The sequence below is a fragment of the Pseudomonas sp. Cab53 genome (assembly GCF_018325965.1).
GTDB lineage: Bacteria > Pseudomonadota > Gammaproteobacteria > Pseudomonadales > Pseudomonadaceae > Aquipseudomonas > Aquipseudomonas chlororaphis_E.
The window spans coordinates 3741549-3766937 of record NZ_AP021902.1 but is presented as its reverse complement, the minus strand read 5'-3'; the positions used below and the strand labels follow the sequence as shown (position 1 = coordinate 3766937).

Below are 25389 nucleotides of genomic sequence, written 5' to 3'. Positions count from 1 at the left end.
TCTGTAAAGGGGTGAATCGCTATGAATGACAGCCTGTCCGCCACATTGACGCATCGGGTCAATGTGAAGCCTATCGACCGCACGTTCGAGGTACAGCAAGACGATACGATACTTGCTGCCGCCCTCAAAAGCGGGTGTCAACTGCCCTACAGTTGTCAAAATGGCATCTGCGGAACCTGTCGGGCCAAAGTACTTGACGGGGTGGTCGATCATGCGGAGTCCAGCATGGCGATACTTTCCAACGAGGACCGGCAGCAGGGATACGCGCTCCTGTGCCAGGCAAAGGCTTTAACCGCATTGACGATCGCCTGCGAGGTGGTGGAAGCAACACAAGACATCCCTATTCGACGGCTTGTTTCCCGTGTCGATCGTCTCGAGCGCCTGGCCGAGGATGTGATGAGAATTCGTCTGCGCCTCCCTGCCAAGGAGTCTTTCAGGTTTTTGCCTGGGCAATATATCAACGTCGTGATGCCAGGCGGTATTCGTCGCAGTTTGTCGCTGGCAAATGTGCCCGACGACAACGTGTTGGAATTGCATCTCAGGAATTACGGTGGCCCGTTTAGCCAACACGTTTTCAATGTCATGAAAGAAAACGACCTGGTGCGCCTTGAAGGTCCACTAGGTACTTTTTTTGTGCGTGAAGACAGTAGCAAGCCAATGGTCTTCGTTGCCAGCGGCACAGGGTTCGCACCGATCAAAGCCATGATTGAGCGCGAACTTGAAAAAGCATCGAGTCGTGAAATAACGCTCTATTGGGGCGGGCGAAGGGCTTCGGATCTGTATTTGAGTTCCGTTGCCGAGGCTTGGACGAAAAGTCACAACGTCACGTTCATACCTGTCCTGTCAGAAGCGCACCCCGACGACCTGTGGGAAGGTCGGGTCGGCTTTGTTCACCGTGCAGTCATGGAAGATTACGAGGATCTTTCCCAACATCAGGTCTATGCCTGTGGAGCGCCCGTCGTCGTGCAATCGGCAAGGCAGGATTTTGTGGCATTACGCAACCTCCCCGAGGAAGAGTTTTTCGCGGACATGTTTGTGTCGGGACAAAAGACTCCCCAGTAGAACTCGTGTCGTGTGTCTCGATGAAATAAAAACAAGCACGTAGAGGAAGATGTCCGTGGATGAACTAGCCAGCGAGTTGACGGTTGAGCGACATGAGTCGCTCCTGTGGATCACTCTTAATCGTGTCGCCAAGGCGAATGCGATGACGGTGGATATGATGGAGCGTGTGACGGCTGCACTGCAGGCGGCCACTGATGACCCGCAGATAAACGCGGTGATGTTGACCGGGTCTGGTGAGCGCGTGTTCTGCGCAGGGGTCGATATTCGTGAACAACCGGCGGACGGTGATACGGCACGCCAGCGTGAACGAAGGTCGTTGGCGTTGGCGGCGCTGCAGGACGCCGTGATGGACTGCCCCAAGCCAGTTGTCACAGTGCTCAATGGTACCGCGACGGGAGGTGGCGCGATGCTTGCGCTCTTGGCGGATGCCTGTGTCGCCGTCGATACCGCGAAACTGTCGCTGCCCGAAATTGATTTGGGTATCGCCACCTTCTCGGGTGCGAACATTTTAGAGGTCATCGGCGGACGCGCTTTGGCGCTTGATCTGATTCAGAGCGGCAGGGCGATGAAGGCTACCGAAGCATTGGCGAGAGGGCTGGTCCGCGAGGTAGCCCTGCGAGACGAACTCCATTTGAAAGCTTCGTCGCTGGGGCAGGCGTTGGGGGCAAAGAACCCGCGCACGTTTGCTGAAAACAAGCGGTGGCTCAATCGTTCGCTGAGAGCTGCATTGTTGCAGGCTCGGGACGAGCATGCACGACACCGTGCACTGGCTCAGGCCGAGCAATAGCGCCGCGGGCAACGAGTGTGGTTTTGCGCGGGCGACGTGTCCATATCGAACTGAGGGAATATGATGTCTGATCTAGAAGTCAGTACCGTTGGCCGGGTCATGGTAGCCAAGCTAAACCGGCCCGAAAAAAAGAACGCCTTGAGCGAGAGCATGCTGGATTCACTTCGCACTGCATTGATGGCTGCCGATGAAAATGATGACATCGGTTGTTTCGTCATCACCGGTGCCGGTGACGCATTCTGCTCCGGAGGCGACCTGGGCCGTCGGGCCGCCGAAAGCGCAGAGGGGGATCCAACGCCGCTCGAGCGTAAAATCAGATTGCAAAAAGTCACCCACCAGGTGGCATTGGCGATCGAGAGCTTTGAAAAGCCACTCATTGCGGCGGTAAACGGCGCGGCGGTGGGGGCGGGCATGGATCTTTCGTTGCAGTGCGATATGCGTTTCGCATCAGAGTCGGCTCGATTTGCTGAGGCTTATATTCGTGTTGGCCTGATCCCTGGAAATGGCGGTTGCTATTTGCTGCCGCGCATAGTCGGTACCGCGAAAGCCCTGGAATTATTATGGACGGGCGATTTCGTCAGTGCTGAGGAGGCGTTGGCATTGGGCATCGTCAACCGAGTATTCAGTGATGACGAGCTCATGCAGCAAACGCTGGATTTTGCTACACGCCTGGCGGATGGCCCTCCCATCCAGCAACGCAGCATAAAGAAGCTGCTATACCAATCGCTGCGCACTGATTTGCGGACGAGCTTGGAGTCGGTGGCTGCGCAGATGGCCGTGGTGCAATCCACGGATGATTACAAGGAGGCCATCAAAGCTTACAAGGAAAAAAGGAAACCGCGTTTTATCGGCAAATAGCGTGTCGTGCCTGGACCGACCGGTCCAGGCATCGTTGTGATAGTGGAGGTGTCCGATGGAACTGCGTCAACTGCGCTACTTTGTCCGGGTAGTTGAGTGTGGAAGCATGGGGCGAGCAGCGCTTGAACTCGATGTTGTCACCTCGGCCCTCAGTCAACAAATCAGTCGACTGGAGAATGAACTGTCCGTTCGGTTGCTGCTAAGAAAGAAGAGCGGCGTGCAGCCCACCAGCGCCGGATTGGCATTCTGGCATCGAGCACAATTGGTGTTGCGCAACGCAGAGGATGCGGCCCACGCGGCCAGGACTGGACGGTTCGCCGGGCATGTCACGGTGGGATTGGCTCCATCCACCTCAGGCGTCGTTGCACTGCCGTTCATGGAGGCGATGCGAGAGCGATACCCGGATATTTCCCTTCGTATTGTCGAGGCGTTATCGGGCAACCTGGAGCGGATGCTGAGTGCTAGACAGATCGATCTTGCGATATTGTTTGGCGCTGATCATGGGCGCAGATTCAGCACTCAACCGCTGGTAAATGAACGTCTTTTCGCTATTTCCGCAGCTGACTTTTCCCTGGTCCGCAAGAGTGAATCGCTGTCAATCAGTGAGCTTTCCAACGTTCCCCTTATATTGCCCGGCAGTACGCACGGCCTCAGGGCGCTGATAAACAATGCTTTTGAAAGAGAAGGCTGCACGATGAATGTCATCGCGGAAATCGACGGGCTTGCGATACTCATGGACGCGGTGGGGGCGGGCTTGGGGATGACCGTGCAACCTAGCGCGGCACTTGCAAGGCATGATAAAGACCGTTTCGATACGGTACCCATTTCCGAGTTCAATTTTACCCGCTTGAATCAAGTCGCCAGTTTGTCGGACGATGAGTTGTCGCCGGCGGGTTTGGCAGCACGTGTTGTTTTGGCTGACGTCGTTCGCACGTTGGTTTCGGATAAACGTTGGCTGGGCACGCAACTGGTAACTGTGCCCGACTGAACAAGGCGCGGTCGCCAGCCGTCTCGATGTGCCTCCGTTCTCGAGTTCGGTGGGTGGAACTGAAGTTGGCGAGTGAAATAGCGTCATGCTAGTATGTTATTTTGAGACTGATTCTCGTTTGTTGGCGAATGAAGCATTTCGTGTCGAGGAGGATCGTTACGATCAACGATTTTGATGGGGTTTTTCAAGAATGATGCGCTCTGTGCAACGTATCTTGGCAGTTTTCGAAAGCTTTAGTTCAGACCGCAGCAGCCTTACGCTTCAAGACATTGCAGACCGTATCGAGCTACCGAAGTCGACGACGTTTCGTATTGTCCAGAGTCTTGAAAAGGCTGGCTACCTGGTACGTCTCGAGCAGCAATATTGCTTGTCCTTCCGGTTCACGCGCTTGGCTGGCCTGGTAAAAAGTACCCTGGGTATTCGTGAGATCGCTCGACCCGTATTGCAAGAACTCGCTGAGCAGACTGAAGAAACAGTCTCCATCCATGCGGTGAGTGATCGCAATCGAGTCTGTCTCGACTCGGTCACTACCAGCTCGGCACCGTTGCGCGCGGTGGTCCAGGCGGGTGAACAGATTCCCTTGTTGGTAGGGTCTGCTTCAAAGGTCTTGATGGCCTATATGCCCAAAGCCCAGCTCACCCCGTTAGTCAAAAATGTTGCCAAAGCGACGAAGCGCACCAATGGCGCGGTGCTTGAAGAGTTCGCCATGATCCGGGAGCAGGGTTATGCCGTTTCCCATGGCGAACGGCTGTTAGGCATCTCGGCGATCTCGGTACCCATCAAGGACGTCAATCAAGAAGTGCACTATTGCTTGTCGGTGGGGGCACCGACTGTCCGAATGAACATGAATGAAAAGGAGTTTATCGAGTTGGCAGTCAAAGGTGCCGAAGTCATATCGCGACAATTCGGTGGAGAGGTGGCCTTGCCCGCCCCTACATCCGACTGATGATGTGCGCCTGGCCTCAAGCCTGGATGTCTTGACAACGACTCATCGCGAGAACGAAACGCTCCGCTGGTCACTTCCATGCGAATGGACCAGTTGGGACTTCCAGGCGAACGACGACGGTTCACGATTTGAAGCGCCCCACCAGACCGTTCAGTTCATCTGACAGACTCGACAACTTGCCGGAGTCATCCTGTGCAGAGTTGGCCAAGCTCTCCACCAGCCGAGCCTCGTCATAAATCTGCTGGATATGCCGATTGATCTCTTCGGCCACGCTATGCTGCTCTTCAGCAGCGGCGGATATCTGCAGGTTTTGATCCCTTATTTCATTGACCGATAATTGGATGCCTTCAAAGCTGTCCCGAGTGCTCTCGATGGACGATACGCTGGCGTGCGAGAGCTCCAGGCAACTACCCATTTTGCCCATGACCTCCTGGGTCTTGCTGCCTAGTGCGCCGAGCAGTTGCTCGATTTCGCCGGTCGAATCGGATGTGCGCTTGGCCAGTGCTCTGACTTCATCTGCCACCACTGCAAATCCTCGGCCTTGATCGCCCGCCCTGGCGGCTTCAATGGCTGCGTTCAGGGCCAGCAGATTGGTTTGCTCGGCAATGGCGCGAATGGTGCCAAGGATCTGGTTGATGCTGCGGCTGCCGGCTTCGAGCTCTGTCATGGACTGCGACGACTCGGTCAGACGGCGTCCCAGGCGATTCACATTGTCCGTGGTGATCTCGATCTGCTGCTTGCCCTCCGCCACACGGCGATGTCCGTTCTCGGCGGACTCTGCTGCGCCGCTGCATGAGCGGGCCACCTCATTGGCGGTTGCGACCATCTCGTTGAACGCGGTCGACACCAATTCCACCGCTTCGCGCTGTCTTCCGGCGGCCTCGTTCATGTTGTTGGCAACCTCGCTGTTAACCCTCGAGGCATTTTGCAGATTGCTCGATGCGGCGCCGATGTGTTGGATCAACTGACGTATGGCGCTGAGAAACTTATTGAACCAGCCTGCCAGTTCAGCGGTTTCGTCGTTACCCTGAAACTCTAGTTCGCGACGCAGATCTCCCTCGCCCTGTGCGATCGATTGCAGTCCGGTGCTGACCTGGCTGATGGGTTTGACGATGGACTGGGAAAATGCCACGGCGACCAGGGCAAAAATGACTGTCAACCCGCCCACGATGAGGGTAGTGAGATAGGTCATGCGAGTGGCCGCGCTCATGACTTCACTGCGCTCGATCAAGCCGATATAGCGCCAGCCAAGATCAGGCGACGTCCAGACGTTGGCCATGTAAGGGATCCCATTGAGTTCAACCTCGGTTGATCCCTGCGGGATGGCGGCCAACTTTGCATAGGCCTCGCCCAGGTCCTTGAGCGGCTTGAAGCTATGCGTCGTGTCGCGGGGGTCTACCAGTACGATTCCGTCCTCGATCAACATCACGTAGCCGCTTTCGCCAAGCCTGATGCTTTTGACCAACTCGGTGAGGTTCTTCAAAGACACGTTCACGGCTAATACACCTTTGACGATACCATCGCTCGTGATCATTGCCCTGGCTGTTCCCACCAGTGCAGCATCTTCCTTACCGTAATCATAGGCTGGGTAAAAAGCGGGTGTTCTTACGGTTTTGCCAGGGCTCGCCATCGCCGCTTTATACCAGGGGCGTGAACGTGGATCGTAGTTGGCCAGTTGAGGATCATCTGGCCATTTGGCGTAGGAGCCGTCCTCCAGGCCGATGGAGAGAATCGCCGCTGACGGGTGGGCCGCACCGTAATGCGCAAACCTTTCGATCAGTTGCTGGGCCGCAGGAGGTAATGGCCGGCTGGCGGCATCGCCGCTCTGGTAGTTCTTCAGCGCGCCAACCGATACATAAACTGGATCGGTTGCCATTTGATCGACATTTTGCTGGCTGGCGTCGAAAAACTGGCGAATGTTGCCGTCGATCTGGCGTATTTCCCGCGTACTGCCATCCATAAACTGATCAACTGCCAGCGTTCGTGTGTTAGTCACCGAAATCACTGCGACCAAGCTCACGGGTATAAACGCGACCAATACGAACGTCAGCACAAGCTTGTTTTTTATTTTCATTGCTAAGCCCATAAACAGGGAGGACGGGCAAACGGCCAATTTGGAGTGGTAGTCGCCTTTACACCCGATCCTGTTCGGGTGCGGTATGTTCGGCGGCTCAGCCGATGAGGCGGACTGTTTTCAGTCCGCGCACATCTTGAGCCGCTCAGCGATCAGTTGACTGCAAAAAAGGGTTATGTAGAAAGCTCTTGCCGCATTGCTTTCTGTGGCTGTGGCAATTCACTCGCCTTGTTGCTTGTCTTGTTGCCCACCGAGGTGCGCAGGTTTATTCCACGAGTCTCAGGAACAAACTGAGTTGTGATCAGACAGAGCACGGCAATCAACGTGACGTAAAAGGCCGGCGCCAGCGGGGAGCCAAACGCCTGGGACAGGTACGCAGCGATCAATGGGCACGTTCCGCCGAACATCGCGACACTTGTCTGATAGGAAATGGCGTGTCCGGTTGCACGGAACGATGTCGGGAAAAATTCCGCTGCGGCCACAAAGCTGGCTGCCCCATAAATCCCCAATCCGGCAGCGAGGAGTGTTTGCCCGGCCACAGCGCTAGCGAAGGAACCCGAGGCAGCCAAGTACATGGCCGGATATGCCGAGAGTGCTATCCATGCCGCACCAAATGTCAGTACTCGCTTGCGGCCAAACCGATCGCTCAATAAACCTCCTAACGGAAGTAGGGCTGAAAGTACGATGACGGCGATGGCGTTTGAGATCAAAGCCGAGGTGGAATCCAGCTTCCCGACCTCAATTAGAAAGGTGTACATAAATCCGAGCAATAGGTAAGCCCCTACCGAAAAAACCGGTTGGACCATGAACACGTGCAACATACCCCTCAATCCACCGCAGCGAATGGCCGCTATCAGCGGATTTTTCTTGATTTTGCTGGCTTTACTGGCCTGGCGGGCTTGCTTGTACTCTTCAGGCTCATCGATGTTGCGGCGCAGCCAGAACCCGACAACTCCGATAATGCCTCCAAGAAGGAAAGGGATGCGCCACGCCCAGTCTGAATACGCTTGATCCCCTGCTCCAAGCTGGAGTGCGACGACCAAACCGGCCACGACGGCGTTGGGCAGGTGAGAGAAAATCAGCGTGAAGCCAAGCCAGTATCCTCTGCGGTTCTCCGGTGCTGACTCGACGATGTAGCTGGTCGAGCCGGTCGTTTCGCCACCCAGTGCCAAGCCTTGTGCGATTCGACAGAGCAACAGCAGTAACGGTGCGGCGATCCCGATGGTTGCATAGGTCGGAAGCAGCCCGATGATCGCGGTGCCTAGTGCCATGAGCCAAACGGTCATCGCCATGACCCTGATACGGCCAAGGCGGTCCGCCAGATAGCCAAACATCAAGCCACCCAGGGGGCGGGCTACGAAGGCCACTGCATAGACTGCGAACGTGCTCAGAAGCGCGGCAGTTCGATCTGAGCCGGGAAAAAAATGAACGGATAAAATGGGTATTGAGAACCCGAATACAGCGAAATCGTAGATCTCACCGAAGTTCCCGATAGCGCCAGCGGCTAGCGATCGCCGAGAGCTGGTCGTTTTCGTCTTCGTCATGCGTCTTCTCCTGTGACAGGATGGTTTTTATTAGTTGATGCAAAGCTGATGCATCAAGACTGCAGGATGAAACAGTGTTGCTTCGCCATCAGGCCTTAGAGATGTTCGAGGCGTGGATCAATGTTGCATTTTCGCCAGATGAGTCTTGGTGGTCAGCGAGCGTAATGTTTGTGAAAAGCGTTTCTGCGATGACGCAATCCGCTAACGAAGGTTATGTTAGAAAGACGCGTGTTGCTGGGGTTTAAAAGCAATACGCGTTCACTATTTGTTAATAGGTTGGCGAGGTTTGCCGGACCAGGCAGGTAGCCGAGCGTGGGCTTGTTTCCTGCAGAAGGTGCCGCTGGCTTACCGCCGCATCGGGACAGATTTTGGTTTTCATATAGACCTCGATCGATTCCACGCTCACTATTCGTGAGCCGCCAATCAATTGCAGTTGGAGGAGGGCTTGAACTGAACCGCAGAAATAGAGCTGTAGAACGTGCTCAAGTCTTTTATCGGGACTGGATCGCTGATCTGATGATCCGCTTGCTCGAAGAGGCTTCGTGCAGCATTGGCGATCAACATGGGAGCTCCAAGATCATTGCCGCGCAAACAGGCCGCTTTGAGGATGGTTTTTTCGCTCGTGAGTGCCGTGTTGTCCAGGGGTGACTGGATAACAATTGGGTATAAATAGAGCGAGAGGATTCACTCCATCCCGATGTCTTTTCCAGGACCTGTGCCATGTCTTCCAATGCCAGCCCATATCGCAGGCCTGCCGCCGTGCATTCATAAGTAATCGCGCTGCATAGCAATGCGATCGCACCTGTGACCAACTCGATGGCGTCACCTTCAGGGCACGCTTGAGGGGCGCCATCCGTGGTCAGCTTCACGGCGTCGCCGTCGTACAGTTTTGTTGCCGCCATGCTTTCGATGAGCCCGACCATGTCTTCGAGCTGCGCAGTTGGCCCCAGGGTGTTGGTTCCGATTTGCAACAATGCCCTGACCAGAGCGGTTAGCGGCATCGGGACATCCCTGGACATTCCCAGCGCGACGGCTTGATCGACGTCTTTGAGCATCAATGCCAGGGCGAAATTGGTAGAGGGTTTTCCCTGGGCAAGCGCGGGTAGCATTCTGTCTGTGGTTTGATTTCGCGCTTTGCTGCGGTTCAACACGTCCGCCATCAGGGGCAGTGACAGGCCGGCTTTTTTGCCCATGGCCACGACCTCAAGAGTCCCTAGTCGGCAACCGGCATTCATGGCGTTGTTGACCATTTTCATGGCTTGGCCGTCGCCGACCCTGTCGCCACAACGATAAATCGTTTGGGTAATAACTTGTAAAACGGGGAGGGCACGCTCGTAAACCGTATCCGAGCCCGCAACCATCAGCGTGGCTTTGCCTTCGGCAACGACCAGAGGACTTGCAGACACCGCAGCATCCATCATGTCGATACCGCGTTCGGCCAGTTCTTCGGCCATGCGTCTGGTCTCACCCGGGATGCCACTTGTTTGATCAATGATCAGCGTCCCTGGTACCAATCCAGCCGCGAGGCCGTTTGGACCGAACAGTGCAGACCTGACGTCCGAGCTGCGTGGCAGGCACAGGAAGATGACGTCACACCGGCGAGCCAGGTCGGCCGCCGTGGGCGCGACGTCGGCGCCCAGTTTCTTGAACGTGTCGACGGCGGCCGTGTTGATATCCCACACGCATAACGAGTGAGACAGGAATCGACGAGCGAGTTGACTGCCGAGGGCACCGAGCCCGATATATCCGATTTTCATTGCCTGTCGCCTCTCTTGTGACCATTCAACCGACGCATGCGACGTATAGGGGGGAATGGTGCAGATACTTTTATTGTTCTTGGGGTGTGATGAGAGCGTATTGCCTGATTGCTAAAGCAATGAACCGATCATGCCGCCATCAACGCTGATGCTCGATCCAGTGATGAAACCCGCCTGCGTGGAGGCGAGAAACGCGACCACGCCACAGACCTCGTCTTGCTCCCCCATACGGCCGAGCGGCGTAAGTTTGCGGCGTGCTTCTGCCTGCTCCGGGGTGTACGCGGCGGTGCCGGTGCGGTGCGATGTGTCGATCAATGCCGGCGCTACACAATTGACAGTGATGCCGCAAGAGCCCACCTCGTTGGCGAGATGTTTCATGTACGCGGTGACGCCTGCGCGAAAAACGGTTGAAAGGCTATGGTGCGGCATGGGTTGCTTCACCGATGCCGAGGTAATGGCGATGACGCGACCCCATTGCTTCTTGAGCATCTGAGGAACCATTTCCTTGGCGACCTGAATGGTCCCCCAGAGTTGATTTTGATAGGCCTCTTGCCACCGTTCCTCTTCCGTTTCGTCGAGCGTCGCCCGCAGCGGATTTGGGGCTCGTCCCGTGTTCAGGACGAGGATGTCGGTGCCGTTGAATGTAGCGTTCACCGTGTCGGCGAGGTGCTTTACATCAGCGGCGATGCGCATGTCGCCGGCAATGGCGACTGCACGCACGCCATGCTTTGCCGTTATTTCCTGGGCGATGGCGGCCAGTTTGTCCGCTGAACGTGCAAACAGCACCACATGAACGCCCTCGGCTGCCAATGCGTGGGCAATGTTCTTGCCTAAACCTGCGCTGGCGGCGGTGATGACTGCCACTTTTCCGTTGATCTTCAGGTCCATGATTTACTCCGACACGATGATTTCATTGCCTTCGACGCTAAATCGATGGGGCATGTCTTCGGAGGCCCATTCCAAGTAGGAAAGCACTTCCTGGAATCGAGGATCGTCGTGATTCAGCACTTCAGGCCGATACCGTGCGTCCATGACCATCGGAACGAACGAAACCTTTTGTATACCGTTTTTGGTCGCCACTGCTTTGGCGAGCAAGCTCAACGTACAGGCCTTGCCGTAGGGCATGAAAGGATATTCGGGATCGAGGTCCGCGTGATTGCGAACCGCACCGTGAGACCAGGCGGGCTCGCTCCATGAAGGCGCGGGAAATGACTTGGTCATTGCGAACACGCCGAGACTGTAGAAGACGGCTTTGCCCTTATACATCTCGATTGCTTTGGGAATATGCGGTGCGTGGCACACCACCATATCTGCACCTGCATCAATGGCAGCATGGGCTACGGTCACCTGGTAATCGGAGATCACGCGCGGCAGCCGGATGACGCCGGAATGAAAAGCCAGGATAACGACGTCTACCTCACCTTTCAGCTTCTTGATGTCCTCGACCAGGTTCGCCAGGTCGCTGGAGTCAGGTTCCGTGCGAATGCGAACGGGCTGGTGGGGACCTCGTGTTTCATAGGAGGTATCGACCTTGATACTGGTCACGCCAGGTTTTTGCAGTCCTGCCTCGCTGCCGGCAGGACCGAGCGAGGTATAGCCCAAGTAACCGACCTTGATGCCGTCGTGTTCAATGATGGCTGGACGTCGTGCTTCTTCCAGATCCCGACCTGCGCCTGTCACCTGGATGCCGCGCGAGACAAAAAAGTCCCGGGTATCCACGAGGGCATCCGGGCCGCTGTCGTAGCTGTGATTGTTTGCCAGAGTCACCGCGTCGAACCTGCCATTGGTGAAAATAGCAGCCATTTCAACGGGCTGACCGACTTGAGGGGCATGGTCTGCGCGCACGGTGCGATCCGAGTAGGTGCGCATGCAGTTGATGAAACGCATATCGGCCGAGGCAAGAGTCGGCAGGACGAGTTCTGTGTACCCCTCCACCGGGAAGCCGTCTTTCGCTCCATGCGTGGGGCCGCAGTCCCCGCCGATCAGTATGGTGGCGTTCGATGTCATTTTTCCCTCCTATTATTTTTGTGGGAAATTTATGGTTTCGATCAATGAAACAGATGCTGCTAGATAGAACTAATAATAGCACCGCGAAAACGGCATGACCACGATTTGTACAGGCATCATGTCGTTGGATAAAGAGTCAGTCTGGATTTTCGTGGTTCTGATGATTGGAACAGGTATCGATAATAAGAACATGTGATAGTATCGATTTTGACATCCGTCCGGGCGCAGGCGTTACCTACCTGACCGTCTCTATGGCAGGTCGAGGGTCGACACCTGTTCAGGAAAACGACGTTGGTGCCAGTCTACTATTTGAAATTATCAGTTAGTTCAATCGCTTACATGAAAATAAGAGAGGGCGGAAATGGCAAGCTCACTGGATCAAACGCAGGGGCACACACCGGCAGGGCGGCTTGCCGGGAAAGTTGCTGTTGTTATTGGTGCTGGACAAAGCCCGGGCGAAGGCATGGGTAACGGTCGAGCGGCGGCTATTCGATTTGCGCGTGAAGGGGCGCACGTCCTGGCCGTTGATCGGCAAATCGAGTCCGCTGAGGAAACTGCGGCGATGATCATTCAGGAGGGCGGTTCCGCTGCAGCATTTTCTGCGGATGTGACCCGGGAACACGAGTTGGCCCTTGCCATGCAGATGGCAAAAAAACGTTGGGGGTCCCTGGATGTCCTGCACAACAATGTGGGGGTCAGCCTCGCCGGTGGTGACGGCGACTTGATGGACATCACCGAAGATCAGTTCGATAACATTTGCCGTATCAATCTTCGCGGTACCGTCTTTGCTTGTAAGCACGCAGTAGCAATCATGCGTGAACAAGGGGGCGGGGTTATCGTCAATGTGTCATCCGCGGCGGCATTGGGTAAGTATCCCTACGTAACGTACAAGGCTACAAAAGCGGGTGTCATTGCTTTCACCGAGCAGTTGGCGCTTCAAAATGCCCCTTATGGGATCAGGGCGAACTGCATCCTGCCAGGCTTGATCTCGACGCCGATGGCGGTCGAGGCGCGTATTCAAGCGTGGAACCAGACGCGTGAGCAGGTCAGCGCGGAGCGCAACGCCAAGGTGCCGCTCGGCCGCCAGGGAACCGCTTGGGATGTTGCGAACGCGGCCCTGTTTCTTGCGTCCGATGAAGCCAATTTCATCACTGGTATCTCATTGGCGGTGGACGGCGGCCGGCTGCTCAATCGTATTTAATCGTAGTCCCCCACTGCTGGCAGTGGGGGACCATCGGCGCATTACCGCTCAATCAACGTAGCCCGACAATACCCATCCAGTACTGAAGTTGATTTCCTGGCGTCTCGACATCAACGCTTCGAGCGTACTTTAGATGCCCGTCATCACCTATCCGGAATATCGACAGTGTCGCGGGCGTTACAGTCAGCCCTTTTTCATCATCGTATGCGGCCAAGGCCTTGATACTCGCCGTGACGAGCAAGCGGCCACTGGGATCACAGGCAAATGTTCGGACGTGAAAGGAACGAGTGTCCACATGCTGAACGAGTGTGGGCTCGCCTGTTTCAGGGTTGATAGCGTAGACGGCTATGTTGTTTTCACCTCCGGAGAACACTTGGTGCCCCTGGTGGGAGTGCGTCGCATCTGCGCGATTTACTAGGTAAACAAACTTCCCGTTTGGATGAACATGGATTGCACCGGCGAGTTGTCGCGGGCGCACGTGCTCAGGGGTTCGCAGCGTTCCCCGCGTGAAGGCTGGCTCGGCCTCGATCCGGTCACCGTCATGTCGGAACATGTAGAGACGGTTGGTTCGCTCGTCGGCTGCGTAAAGCCACGGATGCGTCGGATGAAAGTCGACATGCCGCGGGCCGAAGTCATGGCCATGATTCGGCGCAACCACATCGCTCATTTGGAGATGCTCTTCAGTTAGCCGAAAAGAACGGAGTGCCCCGGGATCTTCCAGCTTGTCTGTCGTTGCGTTATTGCCGCGGTCAACTACCAGGACTTGTTTGGCGGATGGATAAAACATGACCTGGTGCGGATAGATCCCAAAGTCGGTGTTCGGATCCTGAGCCTGGCAGCTGCCAATTGTGCAGTCTGCGTTGATGCGGTGCACAGTCAATGAGCCGCGCTTGAAATTGTGGGCATTGACGATAAATCGTCCCAGGGGGTCGATACACAAATGTACCGCTCGGTAGGGAAGTCGCGCAGGTAAGCCATGAGTGTTGAGTTGCCCGTCAGGTCCCAACGAGTAAGCGCTGACGTGATTGTGATGGGACTCCACCCTCGGGCCACCGTCGCTTGTTGAGACATACAGGAAGCCGCTGGATGGATGAGGCCATGCGTATTGCACCTTTGAGGCCACAGTGACGCTTTCCATCCTGTGGAGCGTTGCGCTGTCTACGTCAATCATGTAGCGCGTGATGACATCATCTACGGCGCTGTAGAGTACGGCGCGGCTGCTCATTCAAGCCTCCGAATGGTCAATTGTGAACATGGGAACGGACATGCCGCTTTCTGATTCTTTAAACGCGACCCTGACCCGCTGCCCGATGCGAACACTGTCCAGATCAACATCGACAATGTTCGTAAGCATCATCAGTCCCTCGTCGAGGCGCACATAGGCAATGCAGTACGGTGCTGATGCGCCACGTCGTGTGATGCTGAAGGTGTAGATCGTCCCGGTCCCGCTTGCGGTGATCCATTCGACATCGATGCTCCAGCAAAACGGGCACAACGCACGAGGATAGTGATGCGGTTGATGGCAGGTATTGCAGTTCTTCAAGAGCAGGCGCCCCTCGGCCGCAGCGTCGAAATAGGGTTCATCACCGGGGTTCAGGATTGGGTCGCTGATGGGGCGTTCTGTGTAGGGGGTCGACATGTTTTTACTCCCTTTCCATGATGACGGTGGCTGCACCGTGCCGATGACCTATCGCGCCGCCGATGCCGGTGGCGAGGGCTAGCGAACAGTTGGGAACTTGCACCTTTGGATGAGCCTCGCCTCGAAGCTGTCGTACGGCTTCGATTATTTTTGTGATCCCACCGCGATTGGCGGGATGGTTATTGCACAGGCCGCCGCCATCGGTGTTGAACGGCAACTTGCCGATGCCCGAAATAAGGTTGCCGTCCGACACGAATTTTCCGCCTTCGCCTTTTTTGCAGAATCCCAGGTCTTCAAGTTGCAGGATGACGGTGATGGTGAAACTGTCATAGATGGAGGCGTACTGGATGTCGGCCGGCGTCACACCCGCCTCTTCGAAAGCTCGAGGGCCGGTCCACGCGGCTCCGGTATAGCTCAAGTCGAGGTGTCCACCCATCTGGTGTTTTGTGGATTCACCACAGCCAAGTATCCGTATCCGTGGTCTGTTGAGGGCCTTCGCAATCTCCGGGCGGGCAACGATAACTGCGCCGCCGCCGTCGCTCACGACGCAGGAATCGAGACGCCGCAGGGGGTCGGAAATCATCGGCGATGCCAATACATCTTCGACCGAGACCACTTTGCGCAACATCGCCAGAGGGTTGTGTTGCGCATGGTGAGAGGCGGCGACCTTGACCCACGCCAGTTGCTCGCTGGTTGTGCCGTACTCATGCATGTGGCGCATCGCACACATGGCATAGAGGTTCAACGTGACTGGGTTATAGGGCATCTCGAATGGCGCGTCCGGTAGATTGACGCCTCGTACGCGCGCCTGTATCCCAGAGATACCTTCAGAGTTGGGGCGGCCGGCCAGTGTAATCAGCGCCACGTTGCATCTGCCCGCTGCTATTGATTCTGCAGCGTGGGCGATATGGGCGAGATAAGAGCATCCTCCCATATCGGTCGAATCGACATGCCTCAGCTTGTCCAGATTCAGGTAGTTGGCCATCGACCATACATTCCCGCCGGGTGCATCGCCCGCGCAAAAATATCCGTCGATGTCATCTTTGCTTAATCCCGCGTCCTCAATTGCCCCTTTCGCCGCCTCCGCATGTAGCTGTGCCACCGAATGGTGGGGGGCCTTGCGTAGGGGGTGCTCATACGCTCCGACGATGTATGCCCTGCCTTTTATTGTCATCTCTAGGGTTTCCTCAGTGCATGAAGATGAAGCTCGAATGTGCTGTCCGGTACCTTCGTTCAGGGGGGATCGGTCCAGCGTCAAAGACTAAAGTAGCACGGCGCAAAGTTCCGATCAGTGAAATCTGTGCTGATTATCAAAACTCATGCTACCATCGATTCAACGTTGTTTGGAGCGCGGGATGGCGCTGCACTCAAATTTCCGGGCCAAACCAGGATGCTCATTGGATGCGAGCGGTCGCGGGGTAGGGGCAGGCCTTATTTTTTTTGAGACAGGAAGATGAGATGAGTGAAAGCCTGATGGTCAGTTACGAAGTCGAAGGCGTTGTGGCCGTAATCACAGTCAACAATCCGCCCGTCAACGCCCTGACTCCCGAGATGAGAGGGAGCATCATTGACGCCGTTGCCCATGCGAACGCCGACCCGGCTGTCGCGGCGATCGTGTTGATGGGGGCCGGTCAGAATTTCATCGCGGGTGCTGATATTCGACAGTTCGGCAAGGCGAGAACAATCACTACCCGCATGAGCGCCGCGGCACTTGACGCCAGCGCCAAGCCGACTGTCGCGGCTATTCATGGATATGCGCTGGGAGGCGGTCTCGAGCACGCCCTCGCTTGCCATTACCGGATTGCATTGCCCGAAGCCAAGCTCGGATTGCCCGAGGTCGCTCTCGGGTTGATACCAGGAGGCGGCGGTACGCAGCGCTTGCCGAGGCTGGTCGGGGCTGCCGTAGCCACCGATTTGCTCGTCTCAAGCCGCCATGTCCATGCCGCCGAAGCATTGAAGATCGCGCTTATCTCCCAGATTGTTCCAGGAACACAAAGCCAAGAGCTTCGTGATGCCGCCGTAAGCTATGCAAAGGCCGTGGCGCACGCTCAACCGCAGCGCGTACGCGATTTGGTGCTCGAACCGGTGGATGCGACAACCATGGATGTGCTGCAAGCGGCACGCCGCGAAGCAGCCAAAAAGTCTCCTCACAACAAGGCGCCACAGTACGCGATCGATTGTATCGAAGCAGCTTTCAGCCTGCCGTTTGATGAGGCTCTAGAGGTTGAGAGTCGCTTGTTTTCTGAGCTGGAGGGTTCTGATGTTGCCAAGGCACTTCGCTATGCATTTTTTGCCGAGCGTGAGGCTGCCAAGGTTCCGGATGCGCCCCCGGGTTTCAAGCCTGCTGGTGTGACGTCCGCTGCTGTGATTGGCGCGGGAACGATGGGCGCCGGTATTGCCATTTGCTTCGCTGATGCAGGCATTGTGGTGAAACTCCTGGAAGCGAGTGCCGAAGCACTGGACAGGGGCCTGCAGCGCATACGTGACATCTACGCCGTAAAGGTCAAGCGCGGACGAATGACTGTGCAAGAAATGGATGCATGCCTTCAGTTTGTCCAGCCTGTCTCCCATTACGAAGAGATCGGCGACTGTGATGTCGTGGTTGAAGCGGTGTTTGAACGGATAGATCTGAAGAAGGATGTGTTCACCAAACTTGATGCGGTGATGAAGCCGGGCGCGCTGTTGCTAACGAACTCTTCCGCGATTGATATCAACGTCATGGCCAACATGACAGGCCGGCCTCAGAGTGTCGCCGGCGCTCATTTCTTCGCTCCCGCGAACGCGATGAAACTGTGCGAAATCGTGAAGGGTGATCAAACCTCGATCGAGACAGTTGTGCGGGCCATGAAGATGGGCCGCGATCTTAAAAAAGTCTGTGCGGTCTCCGGGACGTGCGATGGCTTCGCGGCAAATCGCAGTCGCGCGCCGCTGGTCACGGAAATGATGCTACTGCTTGAGGAGGGAGCACGCCCTGAGCAGATCGACAGGGTCATGGTTGAGTTTGGCTATCCGATGGGACCGTTCGCAGTGAGCGATCTGTCCGGTCTCGATGTCAGCTATGACACGCGCAAGCGTCGCGCGGCAGCTGACCCTCAATACAGGAAGCTCCATGTCCCGGATAGGATGGTCGAGCTGGGCCGCAAGGGCCAGAAAAATGGGGCCGGGTGGTATCGCTATGAAGAAGGTGACCGCACACCTCGTCACGATGAAGAAGTGATGCGGATCATCGCGACCGTCGCCCATGAGCTTGGCACGCCTCAGCGTACCTTTACCGACAGTGAAATCCTCAGACGTCTGTTATTCGCCTCGATCAACGAGGCCTGCAAGATCCTGGATGAAGGCAAGGCATATCGAGCCAGTGACATTGATGTCATGTGGTTGTACGGCTTTGGATTTCCTCGCCATCGAGGAGGGCTGCTGTACTGGGCCGACACGATCGGGGCCACGGAAATCCATCTGCAAGTGCAGCAATGGCATGAGCAATACGGCAGGCGTTGGGCACCTAGTCCGCTGCTGTCGAAAGCGGCCAATGAAGGGCTGTCCCTGAGAGAGCTGAAATCAGTCATATGAAAAGCACGGCAATGGCAACCATGGCCGCGTGCGGCCGGTAACAGCTGTTCTGGCAAAGTGAAAGCAACGCCCTGGTTGCTGTCCCCCAAGGGTTACGAAACGCTTCCCATGGTCGGCAAAGGGGCCAACAAGTAGAAAATGAAACGGAAGAAAAATCATGAGCAATGACACGTCCACACAAGCCTTGTCCGAGGGCGAATTCAAAATTTGGCAATGCATTTTATGCGGTTTCATGTATGACGAAGCCGAAGGTATTCCGCAAGAGGGCATACCTGCTGGAACTCGGTGGGAAGATGTTCCCCAGGATTGGATTTGCCCTGAGTGTTCGGCGACGAAGCTGGACTTCGAGATGGTCGAGATTTGATTAATTGCCTTTCCGGCACAGTGTTTTTTCGGTGATTGAGGGCGATATCAACCGAGTCCCTTGGCGCCAAATGTAGAGGGAATTCAGATGTCCATTGAAACCAATAATAATGTCATCGCCGACGCTGACCATCCGCGCGTAGGCCTCTTCATCGACGGTGAGTGGATTTTCGACCGCCCCTCTTGCTTTGAAGTGTTGGACCCCAGCACCGAAGCATCGCTCACCAACGTTCCCGGGGCCACGACCGCTGACCTGAAACGCGTGTTGGCCGCCGCTGAGCGGGGGTTCAAAATATGGCGGGACACACCACCGGCTGAGCGTAATATCATCATCAGTCGTGCCATCGCAGGCGTGCGTTCACGTTCCGAAGAAATCGCGCAGATCATCACCCGAGAGAACGGCAAATTAATTGCAGATGCGCGTGCGGAGGTGGAGCGTTCGGCGAGCTTCTTCGATTGGGACATGGCACAGGCCCTGCGAGCCTACGGGACCATCGTTCCGGGCGAAGCCCAAATGCAGAAATCGATTCTTCGTCAGCCAATTGGTCCAGTCGCAGCGTTCACCCCATGGAATGTGCCGCTAAGCGCACCGTCGCGAAAAATCAGCGGTGCACTGTGCGCCGGGTGCTCCATAATTTTGAAAGCCCCAGAAGAAACCCCTGGCGCTGCAGTAGCCATGGTTCAGTGCTTCGAGCGAGCCGGTTTGCCTAAGGGCGTATTGAATCTGGTGTTTGGCAACCCGGCGCTAGTGTCTTCGACCCTGATCGAGTCGCCAGTGACCCGCATGGTGACCTTGACGGGGTCGGTGGCAGTCGGCAAGCACTTGAGCCAACTGGCGGGTGCGGCCATGAAGCCGGTGCTGATGGAGCTCGGCGGCCATGCCCCGGTCATCGTTTGCGAAGGGGTCAATGCCGCGGAAATCGGCAAGATGGCACTCAAGAGCAAAATTCGGATCAACGCTCAGTGGTGCGCTGCGCCAGGTCGCTTCCTGGTACACGAGAGTATCTACGACGAATTCGTAGCGGCGTTTGTGGCAACCGCCGATCAGGTACGTGTGGCCGACGGCATGGATACGAACGCTGACATGGGGCCGGTTACCAGTGGCCGGCGTCTCGCCGCGATGCAGCATTTTGTCGATGACGCATTGGGCCGTGGCGGCAAGGTTGCCGTGGGCGGGCATCGCGTGGGTGAGCGTGGCTATTATTTTGCCCCGACGCTGCTGGTCGACACCCCGCTGGATTGCGCCATCATGACCGATGAGCCTTTTGGTCCGGTCGCTGTCGCGGTTCGTTTCTCGACCCTTGATGAGGCCATCGAGATTTCCAACAGTCTATCCGTGGGCTTGGCTGCTTTTGCGTTCACCAATTCACTTGAAGAAGCTGAACGACTGAGTCGTGAGCTGGATGTAGGGGTCCTGTCTATCAACCATTTCGGTGCGCCGGATCCTGATACACCGTTTGGCGGTGTGAAGGACAGTGGTATTGGAAGAGAAGGAGGGCCCTGGAGCCTGGACTCGTACATGGTCAGCAAGACCGTGCTACAGAAAACTGCTCGCGTCTGACTCGGTGCCCCCAGTTCCCGTGACGGGCGTTGGGGGCTTTGGCTTTATTCGATGATCAAGGCCAATCCAGTGACCACTTGGATTCATAGGAGCATTCACTGAGGCAGACATTTCCTCAAGCCGCTTGCTGCTAACGTCGGAGTTTTTTTGATGCGTAAGGCATCAGCGCGTTTCGCAAGAACGCATCCGACTAAGGAGTCTGCCCATGAGTGCCAATAATGGTCGCCTGCCTATGATCGGGCTACTTGCCCTGTCCACTACAGCGTTTCTCACCATTTTGACCGAGACGATGCCGGCAGCGGTTCTGCCTGCGATGGCGGAGAGCCTTGAACAGCCCCCCGCTGGTATCGGTTTATTGGTTTCCATCTATGCATTGGCCTCCGCTGCGGCCGCAATCCCCATTGTGGCGCTCACTCGAGGTCTGCCTCGAAAATCGTTGTACATCATGCTCGTGCTGAGTTTTGCACTGGCTAATGGCGTCACCGCCATCTCGACGTCTTATACGGTGACGGTCGTATCGCGAGTGATAGCGGGGCTCGCCGCAGGAGTCGTCTGGCCAGTCATCTGCGGTTATGCCATCCGCTTGGTCGATCGCAAAGACATGGGACGGGCCGTCGCGATTACCCTGGCTGGGAGTACCGTGGCCATGGTCGCCGGTTTGCCACTGGGTAGCATGCTGGGCTCACTGCTTGGATGGCGTTTCAGCTATGGACTGCTTTCGCTGCTCGCGCTGCTTGTCATCGTTTGGGTTTTGCTGGTCGTGCCGTCCATGCCGGGTGAACAGCGCAAGGAGGGCACTTCGATTCGTGACGTCATTCGCACCCCGGGGCTGAGAGTGATCTTGGTGTCGGCTTTTTGCGCGATCCTGGCTCATTACACGCTGTACACCTACATGGCGCCGCTCGCGGAAAAAACCAGGCTGTCAGGCGGGACCGCTCAGGGCCTGTTTCTGTTCGGTACGGGCGCCATCCTGGGCGTACTGATTGCTGGACGTTTCGTCGATACAAGGCTGCGGCTCATAGCGACCACCGCGTTAACCTGCACGGCTGTGACGATGGTTGTGCTGATAGCGGCTCCGTATCAAATGATCGCTTCGGCTGCGATATTTGTGTGGGGGGCTTCGTTCGGTGGCATGCCGACCGTTTTCCAATCAGCGACGGGCCGGGTGGCAGAAGATAATGCGGAGCTGGCAACGGCGATATTGACGACTATCTACAACTTGGGGATTTTTGGCGGAGGTGCCGTAGGTGGTCTGCTCCTAAGCTACTTCGGGACAGTAAGTCTCTCGGGGTTTGCGCTGCTCATCGTTAGCGCTTCCCACGTGGTGGTCATGGGCGGGAGGCGTCACGCCTTTCCGCGGCAGTAAATTATTGCGGGATATATCTCCCTGATAGCGCGCGCGACGTAGATGAAATCCTCACAACCGCGCTTAGCTGCTGCCGAATGGTTAGTCGGCATTCACCGAATTGCGACTTGGCGTTGTTCAAGTGATGCAATTCTGTCTATCGCGATACCTCTTAACTCGTTGTTTTCATGGGTGAGTTCTTGATGCTATGACATCTGTCTTTTCAGGACGCGCAACTCATAGCGAAGCCACCGCTGCTCAACGGGGCTCGCGGTAGCGCGTTTCAAGCACGAGCACTGTTGAGAAAAGCTCATGAGCGTATCAACAAGGTGCCGTATAGCCAGCGGCCAATGCCGGGGCTAGGTTTGTCTCGCTGCTGCAGCAGGAATGCTTTCGTTGGATGCGGGACTTGAACGCGCACACCACAGGCATTGCACGCAGTCGTAATTTAATTTTATTACCCAAGCAAAGCAGGGCCGGATATGAATATCGCCGCAGTTAATACCTTGGAGATTCGAGTGATCGAAGAGGTTGACCAATACTTTGAACAGCGTTTAAAGGCGTACGCGGAGACTTTTGAAAAAGTACACGGATGCCTGGGCTATAGCGTGATTCGCAGCTCCCGCGATCCTGGTTTGTGGGTCTTCAGTGGCTACTGGAGCGCGGCATCGATGATGACTGAGCACTTTGAGAGTGAGTCGATGACGGCGTTGGTCAATCATTTGGTAACGTCATGTTCCAACCTGACGTTTGCCAGTTTCACGCCCCAAATCGGAAGGGGACCGCACGATGAAGCTTGATGAATCGCTATTTACGGCGATCGATCTCAATGCCTTGTTCATTCTCTTGGTGGTCTATCGCGAGCGAGGCGTGACGCGGGCAGCCGAACGACTGAACGTAAAGCAGCCAGCGGTGAGCAATACGCTGGCGAAGCTGCGCGTCCACTTTAAAGACCCCTTGTTTATCCGACGTTCCAGGACGCTGGTGCCCACGGCCAAGGCCAACGAAATCGTACGGGGGTTGGCGCCGGCATTGATGAGGATCCAGGACGTTATACGCCCCTTGGAAGGATGATCGGCAACGCTAGTCTGAAGCTGGTGTGGAGCAATCGACGATTAGGTCTGCATTATTCTGTTACATTGATGGATGGGCGCAGTGGGGAGTCGGGGCTTTTTCGTCGTTGATTAACGGAGCAATTTAATGAGCATCCCGTTCTCCGTGGGTATGCTCTGAGCTGTAGCTAAGAAAATTATCAGCGCACCAGCTCTCAGCCTCAAATAATCCAGCAGCTATTAATTACTTTTGTGCATGGCTCCATTCAATTGGATGTGGTGTTTTCTAGGTCGCGCCTCGAATACATTGACCTCGACGAATTGATCCTTTGTGGGCTTAGACGTAATGCCATGAAGGGTAGTGCCCGGCGTCAAAGCCCAATGCTCCGTTCAGCGCAGTTGGCCAGCTGGATTTGATTCCACTGGCGTTCATCGAGCCAGGCCGCAGTCGTTTTGGATGTCCACACATCGGTTCTTAATTAGGAACAACACCATGAAGAAATTATTTTTTACGCTGGCCCTGCTGGCCAGTTCGTTTACTGCGATGGCAGCCGATATGTCCAACGGCGCGAACAACTTTTTCAAGAGTGATAAGGTGACTGAGCAGAAGGTATCCTTCAATAATCAGTACCGAATGAAAGTCGTCGGGAACCTGTATGTCCCGAAAAATTTGAATAAGGCCAATAAAAGCCCTGCGATTGTCATTGGCCACCCGATGGGGGCGGTCAAAGAGCAAAGCTCAAATCTTTACGCTCAGAAACTCGCTGAACAAGGCTTTGTGACCCTTGCGATCGATCAATCGTTCTGGGGCGAAAGCGAGGGGCAACCGCGTAACGCCGTGGCGCCGGATATTTACTCCGAAGCGTTCAGCGCAGCGGTCGATTACCTTGGAACCCAGTCGTATATCGATCGCAACCGCATCGGCGTTCTCGGTATCTGTGGCAGCGGCAGTTTTGTCATCAGTGCGGCAAAAATCGACCCTCGGATGAAGGCGATTGCCACCGTCAGTATGTATGACATGGGCGCAGCCAACCGCGATGCGCTCAAGCACTCGCAAACACTTGAACAGCGCAAGCAGATCATCGCAGAGGCGGCTGAGCAGCGTTATGTAGAATTCACGGGTGGAGAAACCAAGTACACCGGCGGTACCGTGCATAAACTGGACGCGAACACCCATCCCATCCAGCGCGAATTCTTCGATTTCTATCGCACGCCTCGTGGTGAGTTCACCCCGGCCGGGTCTTCGCCTGAAGTGACGACGCATCCAACGCTGACCAGCAACGTGAAGTTCATGAACTTCTATCCGTTCAACGATATTGCGTCGATTTCGCCTCGTCCTATGCTGTTCATCGCAGGCTCTGAAGCACACTCGCTGGAGTTCAGCCAAGAAGCCTTCAAGCTGGCGGGTGAGCCTAAGGAATTGTTCATCGTGCCAGGCGCGGGTCACGTGGACTTGTATGATCGGGTGAACCTGATTCCGTTCGACAAGCTGACTTCTTTCTTCCGAACCAACCTGAAGTAACCCATCTTTGAAGCCGCAACTGCCCGGTTTGCATAGGATGTTGTGGCTTCAAGTCTGAACGTAGGTCGTAGTGCGCATCGCTCGACTTGCCCTTGGTGGAACGTTCATCCCTTGAGTCTTCATGGCTCTTTCAGGCCCTGCACGCTGTGCAGGGCCTTTTTTTCTGTCATGACTCGTGGCGCAACGCGGCGATTAATAACGCCATAGCCCCGGAGGGTTGCCGACGGCTTGGGTAATAGAGATGAAGTCCTGTCCACAGCGGGCACCAGTCTTTCAGTACCGGAATCAGGTGGCCGGCCTTGACATAGGGGGCCGCGATGTCTTCAGGTACATAGGCGATACCCAAGCCTGCAATGGCTGCATCAAGGCAATCATAAATACTGTTGTAAATCAGCTGACCATCAACCCGCATGTTCAACTGCCGGCCATCTTCCCCGAACTCCCAAGGCCACAATCCACCATGGGTAGGAAGACGCAGGTTTATGCAATTGTGCTGCATCAAGTCTTCGGGCGTCTTTGGTTCAGGGCTGCTGGCGAAGTAGCGTCTGGTCGCTACTGCGGTGAATCGCATGTCAGGACCGATGCGTACGGCGATCATGTCCTGGGCTATCGCCTCACCCAATCGGACGCCCGCATCGAAACGATCTGCTGCGATGTCGATAAGCCCATTGTCCGCGAACAGCTCGACTTTTATCCCAGGGTACTTCGGCAGGAATTTCTTCAACTTTGGGGAGATGATCGATCGGATGGCATGATCCGATGCGGTGATGCGTACGGTCCCGGTTGGGCTTTCGCCCAGCTCTGACAACGCCAGTAATTCAGCGTCGATCTCTTCGAAGCGGGGACCGACAGTTGCCAGTAACCGTTCACCTGCTTCCGTTGGCGAGACTGAGCGGGAGTTGCGCGCAAGCAAACGCGTGCCCAGATTTCGCTCCAGTGAGCTGACGGCATGGCTGACCGCGGATTGAGACAGGCCCAGATGCGCTGCTGCTCGAGTAAAACTCTTTTCCCGGGCGACGGCAATAAAGGCCATCAACCCACCAAAGGATTGCTTAAGGATGTCATCTTGCATGGCTTGAATGATCTTCGTGGGTGCGCATGAACAATAACATT

At 55.8% G+C, this 25389-nt stretch carries 23 protein-coding genes; 13 read left to right on the top strand and 10 right to left on the bottom strand.

Annotated elements, in window-relative coordinates; genetic code table 11:
- Positions 1 to 21 precede the first annotated feature (21 nt).
- The 5 genes from KI241_RS16310 (at position 22) to KI241_RS16290 (ending at position 4641) form a co-directional block, all read left to right on the top strand.
- The gene (locus KI241_RS16310; RefSeq protein WP_212796438.1) at positions 22 to 1062 is read left to right on the top strand and encodes a CDP-6-deoxy-delta-3,4-glucoseen reductase; all 1041 of its coding nucleotides are present in this window, start codon (positions 22 to 24) and stop codon (positions 1060 to 1062) included.
- Between the two features lie 55 nt (positions 1063 to 1117).
- Positions 1118 to 1849 (top strand): enoyl-CoA hydratase/isomerase family protein, encoded by a 732-nt coding sequence (locus tag KI241_RS16305; protein WP_201005377.1) that lies wholly within the window; start codon positions 1118 to 1120, stop codon positions 1847 to 1849.
- 63 nt (positions 1850 to 1912) lie between these two features.
- Positions 1913 to 2707: an enoyl-CoA hydratase-related protein gene (locus KI241_RS16300; protein ID WP_201005441.1), complete on the top strand. Its 795-nt coding sequence runs from the start codon at positions 1913 to 1915 to the stop codon at positions 2705 to 2707.
- 55 nt (positions 2708 to 2762) lie between these two features.
- Positions 2763 to 3695 carry a LysR family transcriptional regulator gene (locus KI241_RS16295; RefSeq protein ID WP_013692814.1) on the top strand — a complete coding sequence of 311 codons (933 nt, stop codon included), beginning with the start codon at positions 2763 to 2765 and terminating at the stop codon, positions 3693 to 3695.
- A gap of 202 nt (positions 3696 to 3897) precedes the next feature.
- Positions 3898 to 4641, top strand: coding sequence for an IclR family transcriptional regulator (locus KI241_RS16290; RefSeq protein ID WP_197679439.1), 744 nt, complete (start codon positions 3898 to 3900; stop codon positions 4639 to 4641).
- 121 nt (positions 4642 to 4762) lie between these two features.
- Here the strand turns inward: KI241_RS16290 and KI241_RS16285 are convergent, their stop codons facing one another.
- The 6 genes from KI241_RS16285 to KI241_RS16260 all read right to left on the bottom strand — a co-directional run bounded on the left by KI241_RS16285 (position 4763) and on the right by KI241_RS16260 (position 12023).
- Positions 4763 to 6715: a methyl-accepting chemotaxis protein gene (locus tag KI241_RS16285; protein ID WP_201005375.1), complete on the bottom strand. Its 1953-nt coding sequence runs from the start codon at positions 6713 to 6715 to the stop codon at positions 4763 to 4765.
- Between the two features lie 173 nt (positions 6716 to 6888).
- Positions 6889 to 8259, bottom strand: coding sequence for an MFS transporter (locus KI241_RS16280; protein ID WP_013692817.1), 1371 nt, complete (start codon positions 8257 to 8259; stop codon positions 6889 to 6891).
- Between the two features lie 423 nt (positions 8260 to 8682).
- Entirely contained in the window at positions 8683 to 8823 is a 141-nt protein-coding gene (locus KI241_RS16275) for a hypothetical protein (RefSeq protein WP_212802728.1), read from the bottom strand.
- Entirely contained in the window at positions 8817 to 10016 is a 1200-nt protein-coding gene (locus KI241_RS16270) for an NAD(P)-dependent oxidoreductase (protein WP_212802727.1), read from the bottom strand. Before KI241_RS16270 ends, KI241_RS16275 begins: the two co-directional genes overlap by 7 nt.
- Before the next feature lie 111 nt (positions 10017 to 10127).
- Complete coding sequence (locus KI241_RS16265; RefSeq protein ID WP_201005371.1) at positions 10128 to 10904, bottom strand: SDR family oxidoreductase; 777 nt, start codon at positions 10902 to 10904, stop codon at positions 10128 to 10130.
- 3 nt (positions 10905 to 10907) lie between these two features.
- Positions 10908 to 12023: a CapA family protein gene (locus tag KI241_RS16260; protein ID WP_236124245.1), complete on the bottom strand. Its 1116-nt coding sequence runs from the start codon at positions 12021 to 12023 to the stop codon at positions 10908 to 10910.
- Between the two features lie 361 nt (positions 12024 to 12384).
- Here KI241_RS16260 and KI241_RS16255 point away from each other — a divergent pair, with 361 nt between their 5' ends.
- A complete protein-coding gene (locus tag KI241_RS16255; RefSeq protein ID WP_013692821.1) occupies positions 12385 to 13224 on the top strand; it encodes an SDR family oxidoreductase in 840 nt (279 codons plus the stop codon).
- A gap of 52 nt (positions 13225 to 13276) precedes the next feature.
- Here the strand turns inward: KI241_RS16255 and KI241_RS16250 are convergent, their stop codons facing one another.
- The 3 genes from KI241_RS16250 to KI241_RS16240 are packed head-to-tail and all read right to left on the bottom strand — an operon-like array spanning position 13277 to position 16037.
- A complete protein-coding gene (locus KI241_RS16250; protein ID WP_212802726.1) occupies positions 13277 to 14449 on the bottom strand; it encodes a beta-propeller fold lactonase family protein in 1173 nt (390 codons plus the stop codon).
- Entirely contained in the window at positions 14450 to 14863 is a 414-nt protein-coding gene (locus KI241_RS16245) for a Zn-ribbon domain-containing OB-fold protein (protein ID WP_201005365.1), read from the bottom strand.
- A gap of 4 nt (positions 14864 to 14867) precedes the next feature.
- On the bottom strand, positions 14868 to 16037 hold the full coding sequence (locus tag KI241_RS16240; protein WP_201005362.1) for a thiolase domain-containing protein: 1170 nt from the start codon (positions 16035 to 16037) through the stop codon (positions 14868 to 14870).
- Between the two features lie 284 nt (positions 16038 to 16321).
- Here KI241_RS16240 and KI241_RS16235 point away from each other — a divergent pair, with 284 nt between their 5' ends.
- The 7 genes from KI241_RS16235 (at position 16322) to KI241_RS16205 (ending at position 24276) form a co-directional block, all read left to right on the top strand.
- Complete coding sequence (locus KI241_RS16235) at positions 16322 to 18433, top strand: 3-hydroxyacyl-CoA dehydrogenase NAD-binding domain-containing protein (protein WP_212802243.1); 2112 nt, start codon at positions 16322 to 16324, stop codon at positions 18431 to 18433.
- Between the two features lie 184 nt (positions 18434 to 18617).
- Positions 18618 to 18797: a rubredoxin gene (locus tag KI241_RS16230; protein WP_348532647.1), complete on the top strand. Its 180-nt coding sequence runs from the start codon at positions 18618 to 18620 to the stop codon at positions 18795 to 18797.
- Between the two features lie 87 nt (positions 18798 to 18884).
- Positions 18885 to 20357 (top strand): NAD-dependent succinate-semialdehyde dehydrogenase, encoded by a 1473-nt coding sequence (locus KI241_RS16225; RefSeq protein WP_212802725.1) that lies wholly within the window; start codon positions 18885 to 18887, stop codon positions 20355 to 20357.
- 205 nt (positions 20358 to 20562) lie between these two features.
- Positions 20563 to 21723, top strand: coding sequence for an MFS transporter (locus tag KI241_RS16220; protein ID WP_212796431.1), 1161 nt, complete (start codon positions 20563 to 20565; stop codon positions 21721 to 21723).
- Between the two features lie 461 nt (positions 21724 to 22184).
- Positions 22185 to 22502 (top strand): antibiotic biosynthesis monooxygenase family protein, encoded by a 318-nt coding sequence (locus KI241_RS16215; RefSeq protein WP_212796430.1) that lies wholly within the window; start codon positions 22185 to 22187, stop codon positions 22500 to 22502.
- Complete coding sequence (locus KI241_RS16210) at positions 22492 to 22776, top strand: LysR family transcriptional regulator (RefSeq protein ID WP_212796429.1); 285 nt, start codon at positions 22492 to 22494, stop codon at positions 22774 to 22776. Before KI241_RS16215 ends, KI241_RS16210 begins: the two co-directional genes overlap by 11 nt.
- 471 nt (positions 22777 to 23247) lie before the next feature.
- On the top strand, positions 23248 to 24276 hold the full coding sequence (locus tag KI241_RS16205; protein ID WP_212796428.1) for an alpha/beta hydrolase: 1029 nt from the start codon (positions 23248 to 23250) through the stop codon (positions 24274 to 24276).
- A gap of 166 nt (positions 24277 to 24442) precedes the next feature.
- Here the strand turns inward: KI241_RS16205 and KI241_RS16200 are convergent, their stop codons facing one another.
- Positions 24443 to 25348: a LysR family transcriptional regulator gene (locus KI241_RS16200; protein ID WP_212796427.1), complete on the bottom strand. Its 906-nt coding sequence runs from the start codon at positions 25346 to 25348 to the stop codon at positions 24443 to 24445.
- Positions 25349 to 25389: the final 41 nt, after the last annotated feature.